This is a genomic window from Thiolapillus sp. (assembly GCF_048562965.1).
Classification (GTDB): domain Bacteria; phylum Pseudomonadota; class Gammaproteobacteria; order Chromatiales; family Chromatiaceae; genus Thiolapillus; species Thiolapillus brandeum_A.
On the sequence record NZ_JBHNMF010000458.1, the window covers coordinates 1 to 2655 of the forward strand.

Consider the following 2655-nt stretch of genomic DNA (forward strand, 5'->3'; position numbering starts at 1 on the left):
ATGGATAACCATGGCGTTATGCTTCCTCCAGGTTTTGCGTGAGCCAGTCGTTCAATATCTGGCGGGTTCGGAACAAAGGATAGCTCCTTTTTGGAATATAATCACATGGTACCCGACACAGATTCAATCCCGGCACGTCCTTTTTCGACAGTCCGCCCCGGAGCGGCTTTTATTTCTTTTCCTGCAGTGAAGCAAATGGACATCCAGCAAAAAATAGCCCATGAACTCGGCGTAAAGCCCCAACAGGTCAACGCAGCCATCTCCCTGCTGGACGAAGGGGCCACCGTGCCCTTCATCGCACGCTACCGTAAAGAAGCCACACAGGGGCTGGATGATGCCCAGCTGCGCGTTCTGGAGGAGCGCCTTGGTTATCTGCGGGAGCTGGAGGAGCGGCGGAGCAGCATTCTGAAATCCATCAGCGACCAGGACAAGCTTACTCCGGAATTGGAGCAGTCCATCCTCGAAGCCGACACCAAGGCCCGCCTGGAGGACCTTTACCTCCCTTACAAGCCCAAACGCCGCACCAAAGCACAGATTGCCCGGGAAGCCGGGCTGGAACCTCTGGCCAGCAGCCTGCTGAAAGACCCGACACAAGATCCGCAGGAAACAGCCACCGCCTTCGTCAATGCAGCCAAGGGCGTTGATGACATCAGTGCTGCCCTGGACGGTGCCAAGCAGATCCTCATGGAGCAGTTTGCGGAAGATGCCGAGTTGCTGGGAGAGCTGCGGGAATACCTGTGGAACAAGGGCATCCTGCGTTCCAGGGTTATTGTCGGTAAAGAAAAGGAAGCCGAAAAATTCACCGATTACTTCGAATATGAAGAAGCCATCGGCAAGATACCTTCACATCGCGCCCTGGCCCTGTTCCGTGGGCAAAGCCTAGGTCTGCTGTCGCTGGAACTGATCGTGGATGAGGAAACACCCTCGCCTTCACCTGGCGAATCACGCATTGCGGCCCGGTTCGGTATCCGCCATGCAAAACGTCCCGCAGATGACTGGCTTGCCGAGGTGGTACGCTGGGCATGGAAGATCAAGATCTTTACCCGCCTGGATCTGGACCTGAAAATGCGCCTGCGAGAAGCTGCGGAAGAAGCCGCCATCGAAGTGTTTGCCGCCAATCTCAAGGATCTGCTGCTGGCAGCCCCCGCGGGTTTTCATGCCATCATGGGCCTGGACCCCGGCATCCGCACCGGGGTGAAAGTCGCCCTCATCGACGGTACGGGCAAGGTGCTGGCGACAGAAACCATCTATCCCCATCCTCCGAAAAACCAGTGGGATGCATCGATCGATACGCTGGCAAAACTTGCCAAACAACATAATATTTCGCTTGTAAGTATCGGAAATGGCACAGCTTCCAGAGAGACAGAAAAACTGGTCAAAGAAATGGCCAGACGGCATCCTGAGCTGAATCTGCGCCAGCTCGTCGTCAGCGAAGCCGGCGCTTCGGTATACTCGGCATCGGCCCTCGCGTCGGCGGAACTGCCGGAGCTGGACGTGTCGCTGCGCGGCGCTGTCTCCATCGCCCGGCGTCTGCAGGACCCGCTGGCGGAACTGGTAAAGATCGAACCCAAGGCCATCGGCGTGGGACAGTATCAGCATGACGTGAATCAAAACCGTCTGGCGCGGTCACTGGACAACGTGGTGGAAGACTGTGTAAACGCAGTCGGTGTGGACGTCAATACCGCCTCCCCCGCGCTCCTGCAGCAGGTTTCAGGCCTGAGCAAGACGGTAGCGGACAATATCGTCAGTTTCCGCAACGAACAGGGCGCGTTCAAAACCCGGAAACAGCTGCTCAAGGTGCCGCGTCTGGGTGAGAAGACCTATGAGCAGGCCGCCGGCTTCCTGCGTATTCCCCAGGCCGAAAATCCCCTCGACAGCTCAGCCGTGCATCCTGAAGCTTACGGCGTCGTACAGCGCATGGCCAGACAGAACGGACGGGAAATCAACAGCCTCATCGGCGACAGCAGTTTCCTGCGCAAACTGCGCCCTGAAAACTATATCGACGAGACCTTTGGTGTCCCCACGGTGCGCGACATCATTGCCGAGCTGGAAAAACCCGGTAGGGATCCGCGCCCCGAGTTCAGGACTGCAACCTTCAAGGAAGGCATCGAGAGAATCACCGATCTGAAGGAAGGCATGATCGTCGAGGGCGTGGTGAGCAATGTCGCCGACTTCGGCGCCTTCGTGGATATCGGCGTGCATCAGGACGGGCTGGTACACATCTCCGCCCTTTCCGACAAGTTCGTCAAGCATCCCCGTGATGTGGTGAAGGCCGGTGACGTTGTCAAAGTGAAAGTCATGTCGGTGGACACCCGACGAAAGCGAATTTCACTCAGCATGCGCCTGGACGATACGCTACTGACGGATGCGAAATCTTCCGGCAAACCTCGTGCAGATGCAAGGAAAGCACCCCGCCACAAAAGTCAGGCCAAAAAACGTGATGCTACCGGCAGCATGGCCAACGCCTTCGCGGCGGCGCGGAGAAAACGCTGAAATACAGCCTGCAAAGCCCGCCATTGCTGCAGTCAGGAAAATGCAAGCGTGTCTTCGACCTCGTGATAGATTTTGGGACATCCCAGTCCCCAAAATCGACTCGGCCTTTGACAACCTATTTGTGCCCCAGCCGTCCTGGTCACCAAGCACTACGCAACAACT

At 57.1% G+C, this 2655-nt stretch carries 1 protein-coding gene; it reads left to right on the plus strand.

Features of this window, described 5'->3' with window-relative positions; translation table 11 throughout:
- Positions 1–195 precede the first annotated feature (195 nt).
- Entirely contained in the window at positions 196–2493 is a 2298-nt protein-coding gene (locus tag ACOCD2_RS16315; protein ID WP_293649624.1) for a Tex family protein, read from the plus strand.
- The last annotated feature ends 162 nt before the right edge of the window (positions 2494–2655 follow it).